Below are 19,941 nucleotides of genomic sequence, written 5' to 3'. Positions count from 1 at the left end.
TTTATACCTTTTTAGGGCGTAGAAGTCTTTGATTAAATCCCTTTTTTGGCCTTTGCCCCTAGGCTGGAGTGATGATGATTTATTGTTGCAGAGCTGTGTCCATTATCGTTTGTGCCAGTACTTGTGTCAGTAAATGAAACCCTAAGGTTATGATCATCGAGTGGCTTCAAGCATGGCTTTGGCGAGGGAGTTAAGGCCGTTGGTGCGTGATGGGCTGAGCTGGCCTTCTAGTCCCAATTGTTTGAAGTAAGCTGCAGGATCAAATGCTTGGATCTCAGCGCGACTTTTGCCATGGCAGGCGCCAAGTAATAAGCCAATCAATCCCTTGACGATGCGGGCATCGCTGTCGGCTAAATAATAGTGTTTGCCAGCCTGTTCGAGATGATAAATCCACGCATCACTTTCACAACCTTTTACTTGAGCGGCTTCGACGCGAAGTTCTGGGCTTAAACTCGGTAAGTCTTTGCCTAGAAACATAATTTGGCGATATCTTTCCTGCCAGTTAGGTGCCTGGGTAAAACGCGCTAGCAAGGTCTCGGCATCTTGCACTGAATAGTGAAAATCGGTCTCGCTTGGCATAGGCATAGTCGAATCAGTCATAGGGCTAAATCCTGTCTCACTTATTTGAGCGTAACTTATCTTGAGCGCATGAGTCGCGTGGTTCAGTCGTTAAATACTGGATCACAGCAGTAAGTCTTTTACCGAGGCCAACGCAGCAATAAAGCGGTCGATGTCGTCTTTATTGGTGTAGATACCGATAGAGGCGCGGCAACAGCCCTTAAGATTCAGACTCTGCATTAATGGCATGGCGCAGTGATGGCCGCAGCGTACGGCAATCCCTTGTTGGTCCAGCAAAATGCCCACATCTTGATGATGTTCATCGGCAAGATTAAAGGCGACGACGCCGATATTGTCATCAAAGGCGCCGTATAAATGCACTTCACCGAGCGCGCGCAATTGGCTTTGTAAATAGTTAACTAATTCAGCTTCATAAGCTTGAACCTGCGGTGTAAGCTCGGTTTGTAAAAATGTAATGGCCGCGCCTAAACCTATGACTTCGGCAATTGGTGGCGTGCCCGCTTCTAAGCGATTCGGTAGGCTGCCAAATTCTGTTACCTCAAAGCTCACACGTTTAATCATCTCGCCACCAGTTAATAGTGGCGCGATAGTATCTAACACGTCGAAACGGCCGTAAAGCACACCAACGCCAGTGGGACCATACATTTTATGCCCCGAAAAAACGTAAAAATCGCAATCGATTTCAGCCACATCCAGCGTTAAATGTGCCACTGCCTGCGCACCATCAACTAAGGTTATTGCACCTTGCTTCTTCGCTAACTGCACTAGCTGAGCCACTTGATTGACTGTGCCTAGGGCGTTGGAAACATGGCATAGGGCGACGATTTTTGGCTTTAACTCGAGCAAGGTTTTATAGGCGCTGAGATCTAAGCGGCAAGCTTGATCGAGAGGGATAGGCTCAATCACAGCGCCCGTGCGTTTCGCCAGCTCCTGCCAAGGTACGATATTGGCGTGGTGGGCGGCGGCGTCAATTAATATCACATCACCAGCGTTGACGTGTGCAGTGAGTCCAAAGGCGACTAAGTTGATTGATTCTGTGGTGCCGTGGGTAAAGATGATTTCTTCACGGCGTTCGGCCTTTAAAAATTGCTGCAGTTGATCGCGTACTTTTTCATAACTTAAGGTCGAGCGCGCCGATAACTGGTGCGCCGCGCGATGCACATTGGCATTGTCGTTAGCGTAAAACTGCGCCATAGCATCTAACACCATTTGCGGTTTCTGGCTGGTGGCTGCGGTGTCAAGATAACACAAGGGATAGCCATCAAGCATTTGATGTAACGCTGGGAATTGCGACCGGATCTGAGCATTTTGCTTTTCTGCCTCTGATGAGCAAAGTGTCACTGTGGTATCAGGCACAGCATTCGCCGAGGCATGGGATGTTTCAATGTCGGCCATTGTATTCGTTGCTGTGTGAGTCACAGTATTTGGCGTAGGTGATGCAGCTTGAGTCATGAATGAGGCTAAAGGCAAAGAAAAAGGCCAAGGGATCTTCTGTGATCTACCATGTTAATGCAAGTTTTAGCAGTTTGTTGAGGTGTAGGTATTGGAAGGCGGTATTGAGCGTCTAATTTCACCAACGTTTGTTCAAACTTCTGCCCTCTAGTATTTCGCGCGCCTTAAACAGGTTTTGACTTTCTAACGTATCATCGAGCTTAGCTATGATGCGATTTTTCTAATGTTTCAGTTTTTCTTTTAAATTCAGCTAATACTTTAGGCTCAATTCAACCACCCAAAGTGAAAACTGCGACTATTCTAAATGTGACGTCCTTTGATATCTGTGTTTGTTGGAGACCCGTTTTATGGTGCAGTTTTTAAAAGATTTACGGATTAAACATAAGATGATCGCCCTCGTTGGGGTGATGTTAGTGCTGATCCTGATTTTGTCTGGTTTTAGTCTGTTGAAGATGCAGCGAGTTTCTGAGGAAATCCAAGGCATTGCAAAGGAAAATATTCCATTAGTGAGATTATCAACCGACGTCACCATTAAGCAGCTCGAAAGCTCAGTGATTCTGGAGAAAGCATTTCGTGCCGCTGATGTTGACGCCGTATCCAGTCCACTCATTTTAGCGGCTTTTATTACGGATGTTATTCAGCACAATGAAGACATTAGCAAGGAGTTGCTCTCGACTCAAACCATGCTTGGAGAGGCATTAAAAAACGCTAACACTCCTCAAGTACGTGAGAAAACACAGCAGCTAAATCAAGATATTGACACGATCATTTAACATTTTACAGCTTATAAAGCCCTGCTTGGCACCGTTATTTCGGGAATTCAGCAAAAAGAAGACCATACAGCTTTGGCTAAGCGGGTTGAATCCTTAGAGGTGGCGCAAAATGTGTTTAATGCTGAGCTAAGTCAATTCGTTGAGCGTTTAGCGCTGATGACTCAAGCTGCAGTTTCTGTAACAGAGGAAGAAGAACTCAGGGCGATTTATGGTTTAACGATTATTTCTATCGTGTCTTTAGTCATTGGCTTATTGATAGGCATAGCTTGCAGTCAATACATGGTCAAATCTATCAATCGGTTACGTAATTCTGCCGCTAAGATGGAACAGGGTAACTTTAACCAAGAGCTGCGCGTCGACTCTAAGGATGAACTGGGCGAACTTACCGTCAGTATGAATCAAATGGCGTGGACCTTAAGTAAAACCGTCGGCCAAGTGATTGCTCGAAGTGAAGAAATTGCCTCTATGGTGACTGAGCTTAATGCGGTGGCCGAAAATAATCGTGAGGCCATGTTAAGGCAGCAAGATAATACCGACCAAGTCGCCGCCTCTATGACCCAAATGGCGGCAACGATCACTGAAGTGGCGAGTAGTGCCGAAACCGCTTCTTACTCAGCGGGACAAGCCGAGCATAAAGTGAAAGAAAGTTGCGAGGTTGTCGATGCGAGTGAAAAAATTTCCAAACAGTTAGTTACCAGCGCCCAGTATTCTAATCAACTTATTCAACAGGTTCAGGCGAGTACTGGAAAAATCCTCAATTTTGTCTCTGTAGTCGATGCGATAGCGGGGCAGACGAACTTGTTGGCCCTAAATGCATCGATTGAAGCGGCGCGGGCGGGAGATCAAGGTCGTGGGTTTGCTGTGGTCGCTGAAGAAGTGCGGGCGCTGGCAACTCGTAGCCAAACCGCCACGCAGGAGATCAGCGATCTTATCCAAACACTTGTGAAAGATGCTAAGTCCTCAGTCGATTCCTTTGCCAATAACGATAAGCAAATCAGTGAATCGTCACTGCTTGTTAATCAAGCCAAGCAGCACCTATTTGAGATTTTAGATGCCTTAACTGAATTGACTCAGGCCAATGCTCAGGTCGCGACCGCAAGCGAGCAGCAAGCCGTCACCGCTGAGGATATCAGTGAGCGTATTAATGAGATTCGAGATTCAGGGGAATTGGTACTTGGCAGCGCCAATGAAACTGCAAAAGCCAGTGAGTCATTGTCTCAGCAGGCCAATTCACTAAGGGAAACCATGCAGCAGTTTAAGGTACGCGCTGTTTAGTCATATGATATAAAAAGGTAATTCTCTTAATCCTAATTCTCTTTCTTATATTGGAGAGTTAATGTGAGTTATCTTCACCGAATTCGATACCTATCCCATCTTCTTTGGCGTACAAGGCTTTGAACGCGGTAATTGGCACAATGACTTCTGTGCTTATTTTATCAAAGGTTGCATGAAATTTGAGCGTATTGTTTTGATAGTGGGCTCCCCTTATCGCGGCAGTGTGTATGCTCAGTGTTATTTCATCTTTTACATGATCTATTTTCGATTCAGGTACCGAAAAAGCATAATGATTTGTATCGATAATAATATAAGGCGTTTTGCTAGCTTTAATGATATCAGAATAAATTTGATAGAATTTTCTGGCATTATCAGTACTTTCTAACATATCTCTCATTCGGTATAAGTTAAGGCGTGTTGACCAGGGAAAGAATCGATTCCGTTTATAAAAAATAATTATGAACGGCAGTATTAACAAGGTGATTAAAATTAGTTCCATTAAATTTTATCCTACATTTTTCGCTTTTATGTTCACAGTGAGATATTCCTTTACTGTTTTTGTTCTTCAGCTCCCATGGCATCAAGTCATTGAACTTTAGGCGTTACTATGTGAAAAATAGTCATTTAATAGGTATGTTGAGTTAACTTAAGTGTTCCATTATCGACATTTAATGCCACTAGATGCTCATATACAAACTAACGTATGAGCTGATTTTTTCGCTGCTCATGTATGATAAGAAGATTCAGAAGGGAAGGAAAGTTTAGTTGGTGATAATCAACCTTGGTGAACTGACTTTACTCTGGTATTTGAACATTAATTGCCAGTTTTTTAAACGGAGATTTATCATGGCAGGAAAAAATAAAGCATCTTTGAAAAGTCTGTTCAAGATTGAGACTCAAGAACAGTGTCAGTCTGCAATTAAAAATGGTTGGATAGTGACATTAATCTCACTCAGCATAACATTAGTTTTTAGTACCATTGGTTTCTTTACCCAAACTGAAAACGCGACGCTGAATTATTTCCTTGATCCATTTCTTATGATCGATGTCGTGCTAATGGCAGTGATGGCTTTTTTTATCTATAGAAAATCGAGAATAGCAGCCACTTTGATGTTGTTTTATTTTGTCTTATCTAAGATTCTTCAATGGAGCGATCTGGGTAATGTTCAAGGTCTTCCGTTAGCCATCGTTTTTATGTTCTTCTATTTTAATGCCATGCGCGCGACTTTTTTATGGCACTCAAAATATAAAATAGTTGATGAATCGTTATCCCTCGATACTGACATTTAACCAGATCATACCTTGCAATCTAGTAGCTTATATTGCGTGGTGTGTTCTATGGTTTTGATTAATATTACTTATTTTTATGTTTCCATGGCGATGACGTTAAATGTAGCCTTATAACGACCTAACGGGTCTCAACGTTAACGGTGATTGCCAGATAAACGTATTTTGGACAGCTCATTGAAGTTGTTTATTGGCCGTGTCTGGCTGGTTACTTGTCGATAATCTGATTTTGTCTAAATTGATGTAAAATTTTTGCTAAATCAGCCTCGCGATAATAGCCGCTGTGATTTGCTACTGATGTGAATATGCCTGTAGTAACTTGTCTTACTGTAGTGACCAATAGAAAAATAAAAGCGAAGTCTAGGACTTCGCTTTGGGCTTAACTTATTGTCTTTTACAACTCCTGTTTTTAGAAGTTATAGGTGACACCTAACATAAAGTTGCGTCCCATCAGTGGAGCGTAATCTTTAAGTAACGAGGTGTGTGGCCGCGCGTCTTGGTCGAGTAGATTCGTGCCTTTGACATAGAACAGCATGTCACCCGCAGAAGTATATAAACGGTAGGTGACGGCGGCATTCACTAGCGCATAGCCTGCTGTTTCGGTTTCATTTTCGGCGGTATCCGTTTGTTTAGCATAGCCAATTGCGCCGACTTCAGCGTGCCATTGTTGTTGGTCAAAGTTTAAAGTTGAACCGATACGCATGGGCGAAATGAGTGGCAAGTTACCACCATCGACCAACTTGCCGCGGGTGTAATCGCTGAACATATCCAATGACCAAGTATCGTTGAACGGGATACTGGCTTGGGCCTCGAGGGAATAAAGCTCGGCATCGCCTTGGGTGTATTGGTAAACCGGTAAATCACCTTCAGCATCGCCGTTGATTATGTCAGAGGCGATTAAGCCCGTATTTTTCTCGTAATAGAAATTATTGACTCGGTTGTAGGCCATGCTCAATGAGCCTGTCCACGCACCCTCTAATTTGCGCAGGGTTAAGTCGATATTGTTGGCGACCTCTTTATCGTTATTGCCACTATTAGTGATGATTTGACCATTTTCAACGCTGAACTGCGAACCAAGCTCAAAGCTTTGGGTGGCATCGTGGGGACCATAGCTGTAAAGCTCTTCTGCGGTGGCCGAACGTTGTGCGCGGGTGAGCGATAGTCCCAAGTTATAGGCAGGATCTAAGTCCCACACCATGCCCGCTGATACGGTGAGATCATTATCGACTAGGTCTTCGGCTTGGTAGGTTTGTTCGCCATTTAGTGTGTCTAACGTCATGCTGTCTGGCGCTAAGCGGTAATGCTCTAAGCGGCCGCCAAGCTCGAAGCGAAAATCTCCGACCTTACGTTCTTGCACGATAAAGGCGGCTAAGGTATCGGTTTTGCTGTCTGGTGTCAGCGCTTCTTCGCCTTCAACGGCAAAATCACGGTGTACAGCATGCAGCCCCATAGTGCCTTGCCACTCACCCCAAGGACGATTGTTAAGGCTTAAGCGCGCTTCACTTTGCTTGTTAAAGAAAGTCGTGCCGGCAACCCCATCTTCTTCCTCAGCATGTTGATAATCGGTATACCCCGCATCAAAACGCAGTTTACTGAAGCCGGCAAATGGATCTAACAAACCACTGTGCAGCTGCCATGCGGTTTTCTTTAAATCTATGGTGATATCGGGCGCATCGGCTTCGCCGCGGCCGGGAATACCGTAATTCGATTCAGTGCGCGCGCCGGATACGCTGACAAATCCCGTGTCACCGGTAAAGCCAACCCCCGCGGCATAGTCGTCGAGTTTTTGGTTACTGTTCGCCAGTTTTCCATGGGTTTCGGGCAGATTGGCAATGGCATTTCCCGGAATATCGACATCGTCGGTAATGCGGTGGGTGCCATCTACATGCCAATTGAACTGACCATTGCCACCATCGATATCCCCGTTAAAGGTGCGGCCATTGCTGGCTGTGTCGTAGCGAGTGCCAAATTGCCCCGACAGCTCATCGACTGGGCTCTCGTGGTAGCGTTTATCCACCACATTGACCACGCCGCCAATGGCGCCGTTCCCGTAAAGCAATGTACCTGGGCCGCGCAGGATCTCAATTTGCTGCGCCGAGGCAGCTTCTGCTGTTACCGCGTGATCGGCCGATACCGTCGATGCATCACCAACAGACAGGCCATTTTCAAGCACTTGTACTCGAGGACCGCCCATGCCGCGAATGATGGGGCGACTCGCCCCCGCGCCAAAGTGGGAGGCTTGAACGCCGGGCAGTTTTTCTAAGGTGTCACCCAGCGTCGGCTCGATATTGAGCTTGAGTTGATCTTCGGTCAGTACACTAATTGGCGTAGTGCTTTCGAGCGCAGAGCGGGCGAGCGGCGATGCGGTCACGACAATGTTTTCCATCGCCGTTTTCGTCAGTGAAATATCCTGCGTCATGGCGCCAGTGGTTATCTGCAAATCCCTGTCAACGTGCTTAAAATCGGCATCGCTAATGTGGAGGTGGATATGGCTATTGTCAGCCACGGTTAACTGATACTGGCCCTGAGGATTGGTGCTTGTGCTCGTCCCACCGTCGATGCTGACGAGGGCGCCAGCGATAGGTGCGCCTTGCAGATCGGTTACTTGACCTTGTAATTGAGCGGCCATAACCGGTGAACACACGCCAGCAACTGCTAGCGCTATTGAAGATAGTGCAAGTTTCATTGTGCCTTTCCTTTAGATAAGCAAAAAATAGATTTTTTAAATGATTGAATTTGCTTAAGACAGTAAGGGCGGTGCACGCACGTTGAAGTGACGTAACCAAGGTAAACTCGGTTGTTGATAAGGTTTCTGTGGGATGCTTTCAGCTTGCTGCAATTCCATGGGTGGCATAAGCACAGACGATGGGCCCGCATTTTGCTCATGACCAAAATCGCACAGGAAACAGTGGGCATGCTCATGTTCCAAACTGTGTTCAGCAGAATGCGACAGCGCAACCGATTGGATGACAATCAGCCACACGCCGAGCAGTAGCCAAAGCCACTTTCTGTGAGTTGGGGAACTTGAGTGAGTCATTATTCTTCTATGGGTCAGAGTTATCTTAGCGTCGCACCAGTCGAACGCGAGATACAGTTGATCCTAATTTGTGACTCGACCCTACTTGAATTGTCAGTATTGGGTCTAGTTAACCTTTGTTAATAAAGAATATTTAATCGGTTTCGATGATGGGATGATTTAATCTATTAATTTGTTTTTATTATGGATTCTATCATCCTGATTAATGTTGAATGACGAACATGAAGGTTTTAAGGCCTCAATCGTTTCAGCGGATAAGCGTATTAGGTGCGAAGTTTCCCCCTCGCTTAAGTTCACTTCCTTGCGCTTTGCTGACTGTTCTTGCTATCTGACGATATTTTCGTCGCAAAAATGCAACGGGTTGAGCAGTGGCGGATAAAAAGACTAACAAACTGTTGTAATATGTAGCGCTAAATAACGACTAGAAATGTGGATTAAATGGGCATGCGTATTCTTTGGCTTTTTGTGTTAACGCTCAGCATTCTTCCCGGTGCCGCTGCCGCATCTGATATTGCCAGCAGTGTCAACGGAGGTTCAAATCGCCTTGCCGACGGCGGTGATTTTGAACTGGGTATGAGTGTTTACGGGATCAATCAAATTGATGTTCGGCAAACCGGTTCCGGCACTGCGCAGTTGTCGTTGTTGATTAGTGGCATGTATCAGTACAAAGGCATGTTTGTTGAGATGATCCACCAATCTCAGGATGGGGTTAATCTTGGGGTTAATCTTTGGAGTTCAGAGGATTGGTCCTTTGATCTGTTACTGGCGAACTTACAAGGTTCATGGTCTCGTCCAGATGTGGATCCCAGCACACTCGATGAAGCTGGCCGCAATGCTTATCTACTATCGGAAGATTCGCTCTATATTGGCGCAGGTTTTCGTGCGACGCGTTACTGGGGCGATAACTACGTTTTTCAGTACAGATTAGTATCTGATTATTATGATGATCAGGGTATTCAGAGTTCCGCCAGATTGGGTAAGTCTTGGCAGGTACGTAATTGGAATTTTCACGTATTGGGGAGCGTAGGCTACTCATCAGCCACCTTGAATCGTTATCTTTTTGGTGTCAGTAAAGAAGAAGCAACTGAACTCTTTCCTGAATATCACCCGAGCAGTTCTTTTAGCTATGGCATGGAGCTCGGTGTTGCCTATCCGCTGAGTGAAAATTTTGTCTTCCGGGCCATGTATCGCTTCAATGTATTATCCCAAGAAGTGACCGATAGTCCCTTTAATCAAGCTGGCTATGCATCGTTTTTTAATGCCTCTATCAGCTATGTGTTTTAGGGGCGTGGGCATGAAGCGATTTTATTTATGGCTAGTGTTACTGAATGCGCCTTTTTTTGCTTGGGGTCAGGACGATTCGGTGATTTTTACTGCGACCCCAGAGCGCTGCATTGCGCTCCATAAAGGGCAAACTTGCTATCAAGATGTGTTGTTTCGATGGCAAACACCGACGAGCGGCGAGTATTGCCTCATACTGACAGACCGCCAGTACCAGCTAATCTGCTGGAGCGGCAAAGCTATGCAAGAATATCAATATAGTTTTGAAGGCGATAAAACGGCGACCTTTAGTTTGATCCGTAATGATGATGTGCAACCACTGGCGCAGGTCAAAGTGGTAGTGACTTGGGTTTATAAGGCCCCTAAACAGAGTCAGTCAGGTTGGAGGTTATTCTAATATGTCAGTTGAAAAGCACATCTTAGTGGTCGAAGACGATATCTCGCTGGCAGAGTGGATCAGTGATTATTTACTGGATCACGGTTACGAAGTCACGGTTGCCAGCCAAGGCGATTTTGCTTTAGAGATGATAGCCGAAGAGATACCTGACTTAGTGTTACTCGACGTAATGTTACCCGTTAAGAATGGTTTCGATGTCTGTAAGGAAGCGAGAGCATTTTATGCTGGGCCCATTCTATTTATGACGGCTTGTGTTGAGGATGGGGATGAGATCCGCGGATTAGATGTCGGGGCAGATGATTACCTGACAAAGCCGATCCGGCCACAGGTGTTGTTAGCGCGGATAAAAGCTCTGTTACGCCGTGTGGGTGATGAGGAGCAAAAACAGCAGTTAGTGTTTGATTCGCTGGTGCTCAATGCCACGGCAAAATCGGTCACTATCGATAAACAGCCGCTGGATTTGAATGCCAATGAGTTCGATGTGTTGTGGCTACTGGCATTGAAGGCGGGCACGATAGTGAGTCGTAATGAACTGGTGGCTCAGCTGCGGGGCATTGAATACGACGGCCTAGATCGTTCAGTTGATATTCGCATATCGCGTTTACGCAAGAAATTGCAGGAAGCCTTGAGTCAGCCCTATAAAGTGAAAACCATTCGTGGCAAGGGATACCTTTTTTGCCGCGACGAGGGTGAGCAAGCTTTATGAAGAAGTTGATGACTTCTCTGGTGCTGGTCGTGCTGGTGGCCATTGCCAGCCTAGGCTGGTCGATAAGCGAGTTTGCCAGTCTGCTAGATCCTGATAATGACACGCAAACCCCAGCCACTCACCTCGCCGCATTAAAACTGCTGGGCAGCACACTGGCGCAAACGCTCGATAACGATAGCGTTAACAATCAAAGTTTTATCGCAAACTGGAACCAGCTAAATTCAGAGCAACTCTCTTTAGCGAGTGAAGCCGATTTCGTTTTACCCTCAGATCTAAAAACCGCGTTTTATGCGGGAGAATCACTCCTGCTGGAGTCCGATGACGGTATCTCCTTGCATTATTTACTGCCGAAAACGGGGCAGGTATTGAACATCAATACCGATATTGTCACGCCCACCGATGGCAACTTTGACTTGAATAAGCTGTATACCATGCTTTTTTATGGTGGTGTGGTGCTGATATTGTTGGTGTGGGTGTCGCCCTTGATCCGTCAGTTGGTTAATCTCAGTCAGGCGACCCAAGCGTTTGGCATGGGGGAGTTGCAGCAGAGAATTCCTGTTAGTAAAACGTCTTACATAGGCACTATTGAAATCGAATTCAACCGCATGGCGGATCGTATTCAGCAATTGATCGATGATAACAAACTGCTCAGTCGAGCGGTTTCTCACGATTTAAAAACCCCGATAGCGCGGTTAAGATTTGGTATTGAGGCGCTGGAAGAAACCCAAAGCGAACAGCTCAGAGTGAAGTATTTCCAGCGCTTGAACCGCGATTTAGACACTATGGAAGACTTGGTGATGACGCTGCTGAGTTATGCCCGCCTCGATGAAGCGAATATCCAGCCCGATTGGCAGTCGATTGAACTCAATGCTTGGCTACTCGAAAAGTATCAAGGTCAAGTGTACCCCGATTTTTCAGTTGAACTGGTTCCCTATCCCACAGCACTTAAGATCAAGACAGACCCTAAGTACTTATCAATGCAGGTGAATAATTTGCTCAATAATGCGCTGCGTTTTGGTAAGGCAAAGATCAGGCTGACGTTGGCAGTCGAGGAGGGCGCGATTTGGTTACACGTTGACGATGACGGTCCGGGGATTGATGAACAGGAGTCTGCGCAAGTGATTAAACCTTTTGTGCGTGGTCAGCATAGCCGTGGAAATTCCGGTCATGGCATGGGATTGGCGATTGTCGACAGAATAGGTTGTTGGATGAATTCCCCATTACGAATTGGTCGTGCTCCTGAGCTCGGTGGCGCTCGCATGTCACTAAAATTCAAGGCTGAAGTTTAAGCCTGAGGGCAGAGTTGTTTTCATCGGCAGTCTAAGGATAAAACGCACCAGTCTTGATGCCTGACGAGGATCTAGACTGGTGCATTTTGATGAGCAATTAACTTTTTACATTGACATTGTTAAGTATGTAATCCGTTTCATAGATGCGAGAACTCGCATTTTCTGGCTTGCTATGTAAACCTGTGACTTCGACCATGACAGAAGTTTCTTGATTCATCGTCGAACTCCCCCACAAAATGTCGTTACTGCTGTTTTTTCCTACCCCAAATTGGCCCACTGCATCACGATCGGTTTGTTCGCGAGTGAAAGTGAAGTAGCTATAACCAGCCTGTTTGCATAACTCGGCCGATTTACGCATGACGTACTTTCGGGCCAATGCGCGGTCAGTGTTGGTATTGCCAACAAAGCTAATCTGCCAGCTATCGGGTGCAATCTGTGCGGTTTCAAAGCCTTTACCGAAAGACCAAAATTGTTTTTCGGTATCGTATGAAGTGGCGCAAGCTGAAAGCATCAGGGCTAATCCAGCACATAAAAACGTTTTTTTGATCGATGTCATGGTCTTGTCTCGTCAGGTTAGTTAGAAGCTATAGCTCACGCCAAGAGTAGTAACCCACTGGTTGCTACTGTCGATTAGCGGAGAGTCAGCCATGTTGGCAGCTATGTGCGAGTAACCAGTGGCTTGAGTAATGTCTAAATGCTTAGTGACTGGAATAACCAAAGCGTAACCTAGCTTATAGGCAAAGGTGCCGTCGGCTTGATAAGCAGGGCGCTGCGCCGTGGCTTCAGATGACGTCACACCTGTGTAGTAGTTTGCGAAGTCTTTACTGAAATAGTGCACACCCGCATAAGGCACCAGATCCCCAAAGCTCAGATTTATTGGATGGTAGTAGGTGATATCAGCTTGAAAACCATCATAAACATTTGTCACATCGTGTTGGAATTTGGTTGATAACGTGCCTGTGCCTAAATGAATGTCGGCGTTTAAACCCAGATCGCCACTGAATTTGCGATCCTTCATGCCAGTTAAAATATCGGCGTCATTGGCATCAAAGCCAGGATTAGCAACCACAAAAATGCTGAAGTTGACGGCACTGTCGTTGGTGCCTAAAAAGCGGTAGTTGATACCGGACAGATCGGCGTTGAAGTCCTCTCCGTGGTAGCCGCCATTGAGGTAGATACCTGTCTGGTGATCTTGACCCTTATAAAACTGACTGCCAGTAGCTACACCTGCGCCAGCAAAGAACTGATCTTGATGACTATAGATATTACCGTTACGAATGTAGGTATTGCTTTCAGCAAGCGCGTGGCTCGACATCAAAACACTTGTGATTACAAAGCAAAGTTTTTTCATTTTTTGATCCTTAAGACATCTGTCTAGTGACTGTGGCGCCACTATATTTCAGTTCTTAACAGGACTCTGTATCCGAATGTAACCTGAAGCATTTTGCCGGAGGACCGTCGAAGGGTATCGGGCTGAGTATGCTGCTGGTGAGTTTAACGGGGGTAATACGATAGCTTTGTGCTTGGTCAGTGCAAGAGAGTTTGGGGCCGATGGTTTGCCGTTAATCTAAAGCGAGGAGCGAAAAGGAGGCGGTATTTAGAATGGGAAAGCGGCGTTGAGCTGAATGAAATCAATAGCATCAGGTGTATTGGCCTGATGCTATTGGTAATTCAAACGACTTAGCCGGCTAAGCCTAGGGGTTAAGCCTAGGGGCTGAGATTCGGGGGCTAAGGGCAAGGTAATCTAAATTTATCGGACAGTTCGTTTAATCGCACTAATAGCTCGGGCGATAAGGTAACTTTCAGGCTGTCGATATTTTCTTTAAGTTGATACAAGTCGGTGGCGCCAATGATGTTGGAGCCGACAAACTGACGTGAGTTAACAAAAGCTAACGCCATTTGTGCGGGCGAGAGTTTGAACTCGCGGGCCAAATCGACGTAGGCTTGTGTGGCCTCCAGTGCCAGTTGCGAACCTGTGTAACGGGCGAAACGCTTAAACAAGGTCAGGCGCGCACCTTCGGGCCATTGGTCGTTGCAATATTTTCCGGTTAGGGCACCAAAGGCTAGGGGCGAGTATGCGAGCAACGGCAACTCTTCACGGTGGCTGATTTCGCTCATGCCGACTTCGAAGCTGCGATTGAGCAAGTTATAGGGGTTTTGCACACTCACAATACGCGGCAAGCCGTGTTTTTCGGCCAGTTGCAGGTACTTCATCAAGCCCCAAGGCGTTTCGTTCGACACACCGATATAGCGCACTTTACCTTGGCGAATGACTTCGGCGAGGGCTTCTAGGGTTTCGAGGATCGGGGTTTGATGTTCTTGATCCTGTTGCTCGTAAAACAGTTCACCAAAGAAGTTGGTATTTCGGTCGGGCCAATGGATTTGATAAAGATCGATAGTGTCGATTTGGAGGCGTGCTAAGGAGGCATCGACCGCTTGGTGGATGTTGTTCCAGTCCAGCGCCATATTCTTGCGAATATAATCACTCTTACCACCCGGTGCGGCAATTTTAGTGGCAATCACTAGGTCGTCACGGTTGCCGTGTGCCTTGATATATTGCCCCAGAATACGCTCGGTTTCCCCTTGGGTTTCGGGCTTAGGTGGGACGGGATACATTTCCGCCGTATCGATAAAGTTGATGCCATTTCCTATGGCGTAGTCCAGCTGTGCAAATGCTTCGGCTTGGGTATTTTGTTCGCCCCAAGTCATAGTGCCCAAACAGATTTTGCTGACCTCGAGATTAGAATGCGGTATGCGTCTGTATTCCATCTATTTCTCCTACGAAAACTCTCTTAGTTTGAGGCTACCAAGCTTTTGCTGTAAAGCAAAGGTTAAACCATAGGTTGAAATGTTAGTGCGCTAAAAATAGCCAGCCCGCTAAACGGTATTGCGCCCTGTTGAGGCATGCCATTGGTTGAAGTTTGTTCTCTGAGTCGCGCTTTTAACGGTTTTATCGCTTTGCTGCACTGAGATGGGGATTTTGGCTTATTTTTGTAAACCTTAGGTATGACTAAATCAGTAATAACATATTTATGAATAAATTGTTATAAAACTACATTTATAGATCGCGGCGAGTTTGGAAGTGAACCTGCGTCACAAAACGGCGTAAATTTACGTATCTAACTTACGAATTTACGGCGGAATGTGACGCCAATATCGGAAACTGGGTTAACAAATCTCTACCCTGAATTTATCTAAAAATTTTTCATGGTTGATATTTGTGATGGCAGATTTTTCAAACCAAATTGTAACGATCAAAAAAGGCCTCGACTTGCCGATTGCTGGCGAGCCGCGACAGGTCATTGAACTCGGTGCTAAGCCATCCCAAGTGGCTGTTCTGGGTGAAGAATTCGTTGGGCTTAAGCCGACGATGTTGGTCGAAGAGGGCGATTGGGTTCAAAAGGGCCAAGCCCTGTTTGAAGATAAAAAAACACCGGGCGTGTTGTTCACTGCACCCGCTAGTGGCCAAGTCGTAGCGATTAACCGCGGCGAGCGTCGAATTCTACAATCGGTTGTCATTCGTTGTGATGACGGCGAGAACCGCGATGGACAGATTTCCTTCGAGATCCATCAAGACATCGCCGCTTTAGCAAGGACAACCGTTCAGGCGCAATTAGTGAAAAGCGGTCTATGGACTGCACTGCGTACTCGGCCGTTCTCGCGCGTGCCTGCGCTCGATAGCACGCCCGCAGGGATTTTTGTTACCGCGATTGATACTAATCCACTGGCCGCCGATCCGCGTTTAATCATCGCCGAGCAAACCGAGGCTTTTAAAGCTGGCTTGCTGGTGTTGAGCCGCTTAACTGAGGGTAAGGTTTACCTGTGTCAGGATAAGGGCGAAGCGATGGTGAAAGAGGCATTGCCGCAACTTGAGGTTCGCCGCTTTGATGGGGTTCATCCTGCGGGTTTAGTCGGTACTCATATTCACTTTACTTTACCTGTGAGTTTAGAGCGTCAGGTATGGCATATCGGCTATCAAGACGTGATTGCCTACGGCAAGTTATTCCAAACCGGTGAGTTATATACCGACCGTATCGTCGCCTTAGGTGGCCCGAGCGTACTGAATCCGCGTTTACTGCGCACTCAGTTGGGTGCCGAGTTAAGTGCCTTAGTCAGTGATGAGATTAAACCCGGCCATAATCGCGTGGTATCAGGCTCTGTGCTATCTGGCCATACCGCAGTTGGCGTGCATGACTTTTTAGGCCGATTCCACAACCAAGTGTCAGTGTTGAGTGAAGATGCGCAGCACCATGTACTTTCTTGGGTACGGGGTGGCTCGGATAAATTCTCTATTACCCGCGCGGTGACATCACGTTTGTTTGGTGCCACTAAGTTGTTCGAATTTACCACCCATCAGGGCGGCTCAGCTCGCGCCATGATGGCCTTTGGTCAGCTAGATCGCGTGATGCCACTGGATATTTTACCTACCTTGCTCGTTCGAGACTTAGTGGTGCGTGATACCGATGAGGCGCAAGCCTTAGGTGCATTGGAGTTAGATGAAGAAGATCTGGCGCTGTGTACTTTTGTGTGTCCCGGCAAATATGACTTTGGTAAAGAATTACGTGCCTGTCTAGATGTTATCGAGAGGGAAGGTTAATGACTAAGCAAGTTAAAAAACCTGATTTACAGCAAGCCCCAGATTTACAAGAAGAATACTACGCCACTGGTAAGTCGATGAAGGGCTTTTTGCGCTCACTCGTCATTGCCAATGGCCGCAGCACTAAGGGTAAAGTGCATGTGCGTGACGCGATTGACGTGAAACGTACCATGACGTTAGTCGGTTTGTGTTTACTGCCTGCCATTTTATTCGGTCTATATAACATTGGCCTACAGGCGCAGCTTGCGCTCGCGGGCGGATTATCGACCCCAGATGTGTGGAAGTTAGAAATCTTTAATACCCTGTTTGGCGGCCTTAGCCAAGACACTGGGGTATTGGGTTTATTCCTCTACGGTCTTAGTTTTTATCTGCCGATTTACCTGACGGCGCTGCTGACCAGTTTGTTTTGGGAAGTGGTGTTTGCGCGGGTTCGCGGCCAAGAGTTGCACGAAGGCTTCTTCGTTACAGCCCTGCTATTTACCTTAATTTTGCCAGTATCGACACCGCTATGGCTGGTGGCCATGGGGATTTCCTTTGGTGTGGTTGTGGCTAAAGAGCTGTTTGGCGGCATGGGATATAACTTCCTTAACCCTGCGCTGGCGGGCTTGGCTTTTATCTACTTCGCCTATCCCTCTGAAGTTTCAACCATTAAACAGCTGGTTGCCGTTGATGGTTTCTCTGGTGCAACGGCGCTGGCACAAACCGCAGCGGGCAAGCTGAGCTTTACCGATTACGCTTGGTTTAGCGCCTTTAGCGATCCTAACTGGTGGAACAACTTTTTTGGCTTTACCGTGGGCGCGATTGGTGAAACTAGCACCTTAGCCATTTTGATCGGCGGTTCACTATTGCTGATCAGCCGCTTAGCCGACTGGCGCATTGTGCTTGGTGTGCTGCTGGGCATGATTGCGACTGCAACCATCTGTAATTACATCGGTTCTAGCAGCAATGACATGATGGCAATGCCGTGGACTTGGCATCTGGTCACTGGCGGTTTTGCGCTGGCGATGATGTTTATGGCCACCGATCCTGTGACCACTTCCTACACTCGCCAAGGCAAATTTGCCTACGGTGCCTTGATTGGTTTTATGACAGTGCTTATCCGTGTCGCTAACCCAAAAATGCCTGAGGGCGTGATGTTAGCCATTCTGTTCGCCAACCTTTGGGCGCCGCTGTTCGATTATCTGGTGGCCCGCGCCAACATCAAACGGAGATTAAAACGTCATGGTCTTTAAGAAAGATACTGTGGTGGGGACCATGATCTTCACCATCACGCTCTGCCTCCTGTGCTCGTTTATGATCACAGGCACAGCAGGCATATTGAAAGAACGTAAAGTCGCCAAAAAACGTGACGAAGTGAAGCGTTATGTGTTGATGGCCGCTGATGTGAACTTAGGTCAGGACACTGACTTTAGAGAGATTTTCGCTAAATCGGTTAAGCCATTATTGATCAACCTAGACACAGGTAAGGTGGACTCAGACGCTAACGTGCTCGATTTCGATGAGCGTATGGCGGCGATTAATCCTGAGACCTCTAGCGCACCGAAAAAGGACATCGCCAAGATTAAAACCCGTGCGAACGATGCCCGCGTATTTAAAGTGCTTGATGCCGATGGCAAGTTAGACAGTGTAGTTGTGCCTTTCTACGGTAAAGGTCTGTGGTCGATGATCTACGGCTATGTGGCGGTTGAACCCGATTTCAACACCATTAAAGGGCTAGTGGTGTACGAGCACGGTGAAACCCCAGGTATCGGCGACTTTGTGACCGATCCCCATTGGTTATCGCTGTGGAAGGGTAAGCAATTATTTGATGAAAAAGGTAAGTTTTCGATACGTCTTGTTAAAGGCGGTGCCAAAGAAGGCGATGTTCACGGTGTGGATGCGGTCAGTGGCGCGACCATGACAGGCCGCGGCGTGCAGCGTGCGATGGAGTTTTGGTTTGGGGTTGAGGGATTTCAAACCTTCTTCAATCAGCTGAAAGCGTCGGCCGCGCAGGGTGAATTGCAAGGTGAGATGGGAGAGGCAAAATGAGCAACACTTTATCCATGCGTGACATGCTAACGGGGCCAGTGTTTGCCAATAACCCCGTCGCGATGCAAGTGCTGGGCGTATGTTCGGCGCTGGCGGTCAGTAACTCAATGCAAACCGCTGTGGTGATGACGCTGGCAGTGACCTTTGTGTTGGTATTTTCCAACCTGATTATCTCTGCCATCCGTAACTTTATCCCAACCAGTGTGCGCATTATCGCCCAGATGACGGTTATCGCCTCTTTGGTGATTATCGTCGATATGGTACTGCAGGATGTGGCCTACGAGTTATCTAAACAACTTTCTGTATTCGTTGGGTTAATTATCACTAACTGTATCATCATGGGCCGTGCAGAGGCCTTCGCCATGAAGTATCCACCGCATTTAGCGGTCGTCGATGCGCTGGGTAATGCGACAGGTTATGGCTTGATTTTGATCAGTGTTGCCTTTGTACGCGAGCTGTTAGGAACGGGCAATTTATTCGGTCATAGCGTGTTTACCACCATTGAAAATGGCGGCTGGTACTTGCCAAACGAAATGTTCAAGTTACCACCGAGCGCCTTCTTCCTGATTGGCGTGCTGATCTGGACTATCAATGTGATCCAGCGGAAACGGGGTTAAGGAGCAGATATGGAACACTATATAAATCTATTTTTGCAGGCCACTTTTATCGACAACATGGCGCTGTCGTTCTTCTTGGGCATGTGCACTTTCTTGGCCGTGTCTAAAAAAGTGTCAACCGCCTTTGGTTTAGGCGTCGCCGTGATTGTGGTCATGACCTTAGCCGTGCCGTTAAACCAGCTGATTTACGTCAAAGTGCTCGCACCTGGTGCATTGTCTTGGGTGGGATTACCCGGTATCGATTTAAGTTACCTGCAGCTGATCACTTTCATCGGTGTGATTGCGGCGTTAGTGCAAATCCTTGAAATGTTTTTGGATAAGTACATTCCTAGCCTGTATGACTCCCTTGGGATCTTCTTACCTTTGCTCACAGTAAACTGCGCGATTTTTGCTGGGGTGATCTTTATGGCGAACCGTGATTACAACTTCGGTGAGTCAGTGGTGTTTGCGATGGGCTCGGGTTTTGGCTGGGCGGTGGCAATTGTGCTGCTGGCGGGGCTGCGTGAAAGAATGAAATTCAACGCGATTCCCGAAGGCTTACAAGGTATTGGTATCACCTTTATCACAACAGGCTTGATGGCGCTGGGCTTTATGTCTTTCTCTGGGATCTCGCTGTAAAGCAA

The 19,941-nt window shown here is 46.9% G+C and carries 18 protein-coding genes and 1 pseudogene; 11 read left to right on the top strand and 8 right to left on the bottom strand.

The features are described 5' to 3' along the window. Positions 1-153 precede the first annotated feature (153 nt). Together NE536_RS07010 and NE536_RS07005 are read right to left on the bottom strand one after the other, a co-directional pair. Positions 154-600, bottom strand: coding sequence for a SufE family protein (locus NE536_RS07010; RefSeq protein ID WP_261272251.1), 447 nt, complete (start codon positions 598-600; stop codon positions 154-156). Between the two features lie 81 nt (positions 601-681). Then, positions 682-2,031, bottom strand: coding sequence for a cysteine desulfurase (locus NE536_RS07005; RefSeq protein WP_261272250.1), 1,350 nt, complete (start codon positions 2,029-2,031; stop codon positions 682-684). Between the two features lie 347 nt (positions 2,032-2,378). Here NE536_RS07005 and NE536_RS06995 point away from each other — a divergent pair. Further along, positions 2,379-4,079 (top strand): annotated as a pseudogene (locus NE536_RS06995) (methyl-accepting chemotaxis protein). A 58-nt stretch (positions 4,080-4,137) separates the two neighbouring features. Here the strand turns inward: NE536_RS06995 and NE536_RS06990 are convergent. Then, positions 4,138-4,467 (bottom strand): ClpXP protease specificity-enhancing factor SspB, encoded by a 330-nt coding sequence (locus NE536_RS06990; protein WP_261272247.1) that lies wholly within the window; start codon positions 4,465-4,467, stop codon positions 4,138-4,140. A 458-nt stretch (positions 4,468-4,925) separates the two neighbouring features. Between NE536_RS06990 and NE536_RS06985 the strand changes: the two genes are divergently transcribed. Continuing rightward, entirely contained in the window at positions 4,926-5,369 is a 444-nt protein-coding gene (locus NE536_RS06985) for a hypothetical protein (protein ID WP_261272246.1), read from the top strand. Positions 5,370-5,775: 406 nt separating this feature from the next. Here the strand turns inward: NE536_RS06985 and NE536_RS06980 are convergent, their stop codons facing one another. Both NE536_RS06980 and NE536_RS06975 read right to left on the bottom strand, forming a co-directional pair. Further along, entirely contained in the window at positions 5,776-8,052 is a 2,277-nt protein-coding gene (locus NE536_RS06980) for a TonB-dependent receptor (RefSeq protein ID WP_261272245.1), read from the bottom strand. Positions 8,053-8,106: 54 nt separating this feature from the next. Next, complete coding sequence (locus NE536_RS06975) at positions 8,107-8,403, bottom strand: hypothetical protein (RefSeq protein ID WP_261272244.1); 297 nt, start codon at positions 8,401-8,403, stop codon at positions 8,107-8,109. 444 nt (positions 8,404-8,847) lie between these two features. Here NE536_RS06975 and NE536_RS06970 point away from each other — a divergent pair, with 444 nt between their 5' ends. From NE536_RS06970 to NE536_RS06955, 4 genes are read left to right on the top strand one after another with little or no spacing between them, the layout of a single operon-like run. Next, entirely contained in the window at positions 8,848-9,687 is an 840-nt protein-coding gene (locus tag NE536_RS06970) for a MipA/OmpV family protein (RefSeq protein WP_261272243.1), read from the top strand. Positions 9,688-9,697: 10 nt separating this feature from the next. Then, a complete protein-coding gene (locus NE536_RS06965) occupies positions 9,698-10,081 on the top strand; it encodes a DUF3019 domain-containing protein (RefSeq protein WP_261272242.1) in 384 nt (127 codons plus the stop codon). Between the two features lies 1 nt (position 10,082). Beyond that, positions 10,083-10,787, top strand: a complete 705-nt coding sequence (locus tag NE536_RS06960; protein WP_006080306.1) for a response regulator — start codon at positions 10,083-10,085, stop codon at positions 10,785-10,787. Next, complete coding sequence (locus NE536_RS06955; RefSeq protein ID WP_261272241.1) at positions 10,784-12,076, top strand: ATP-binding protein; 1,293 nt, start codon at positions 10,784-10,786, stop codon at positions 12,074-12,076. Before NE536_RS06960 ends, NE536_RS06955 begins: the two co-directional genes overlap by 4 nt. A gap of 97 nt (positions 12,077-12,173) precedes the next feature. Here NE536_RS06955 and NE536_RS06950 read toward each other — a convergent pair whose 3' ends face one another. From NE536_RS06950 to NE536_RS06940, 3 genes are all read right to left on the bottom strand, one after another. Next, the gene (locus tag NE536_RS06950) at positions 12,174-12,632 is read right to left on the bottom strand and encodes a CC0125/CC1285 family lipoprotein (RefSeq protein ID WP_261272240.1); all 459 of its coding nucleotides are present in this window, start codon (positions 12,630-12,632) and stop codon (positions 12,174-12,176) included. Between the two features lie 21 nt (positions 12,633-12,653). Further along, positions 12,654-13,427: an outer membrane protein OmpV gene (gene ompV, locus NE536_RS06945; protein WP_261272239.1), complete on the bottom strand. Its 774-nt coding sequence runs from the start codon at positions 13,425-13,427 to the stop codon at positions 12,654-12,656. A 377-nt stretch (positions 13,428-13,804) separates the two neighbouring features. Beyond that, a complete protein-coding gene (locus NE536_RS06940; protein WP_261272238.1) occupies positions 13,805-14,845 on the bottom strand; it encodes an NADP(H)-dependent aldo-keto reductase in 1,041 nt (346 codons plus the stop codon). Positions 14,846-15,299: 454 nt separating this feature from the next. On the opposite strand from NE536_RS06940, the gene NE536_RS06935 reads away from it, so the two are divergent. Genes NE536_RS06935 through nqrE form a run of 5 tightly spaced genes read left to right on the top strand, consistent with a single transcriptional unit; the run spans position 15,300 to position 19,936 of the window. Next, positions 15,300-16,673, top strand: coding sequence for a Na(+)-translocating NADH-quinone reductase subunit A (locus tag NE536_RS06935; RefSeq protein ID WP_261272237.1), 1,374 nt, complete (start codon positions 15,300-15,302; stop codon positions 16,671-16,673). Next, positions 16,673-17,905 (top strand): NADH:ubiquinone reductase (Na(+)-transporting) subunit B, encoded by a 1,233-nt coding sequence (locus tag NE536_RS06930; protein WP_261272236.1) that lies wholly within the window; start codon positions 16,673-16,675, stop codon positions 17,903-17,905. The genes NE536_RS06935 and NE536_RS06930 overlap by 1 nt, the downstream gene beginning before the upstream one ends. Further along, entirely contained in the window at positions 17,895-18,701 is an 807-nt protein-coding gene (locus NE536_RS06925) for a Na(+)-translocating NADH-quinone reductase subunit C (RefSeq protein ID WP_261272235.1), read from the top strand. The genes NE536_RS06930 and NE536_RS06925 overlap by 11 nt, the downstream gene beginning before the upstream one ends. Continuing rightward, the gene (locus NE536_RS06920) at positions 18,698-19,318 is read left to right on the top strand and encodes an NADH:ubiquinone reductase (Na(+)-transporting) subunit D (RefSeq protein ID WP_006080314.1); all 621 of its coding nucleotides are present in this window, start codon (positions 18,698-18,700) and stop codon (positions 19,316-19,318) included. The genes NE536_RS06925 and NE536_RS06920 overlap by 4 nt, the downstream gene beginning before the upstream one ends. Before the next feature lie 9 nt (positions 19,319-19,327). Further along, complete coding sequence (gene nqrE / locus NE536_RS06915; protein ID WP_261272234.1) at positions 19,328-19,936, top strand: NADH:ubiquinone reductase (Na(+)-transporting) subunit E; 609 nt, start codon at positions 19,328-19,330, stop codon at positions 19,934-19,936. The last annotated feature ends 5 nt before the right edge of the window (positions 19,937-19,941 follow it).

The organism is Shewanella septentrionalis (genome assembly GCF_025370265.1).
GTDB lineage: Bacteria > Pseudomonadota > Gammaproteobacteria > Enterobacterales > Shewanellaceae > Shewanella > Shewanella hafniensis.
This window is presented reverse-complemented; position numbering and strand designations above follow the sequence as displayed.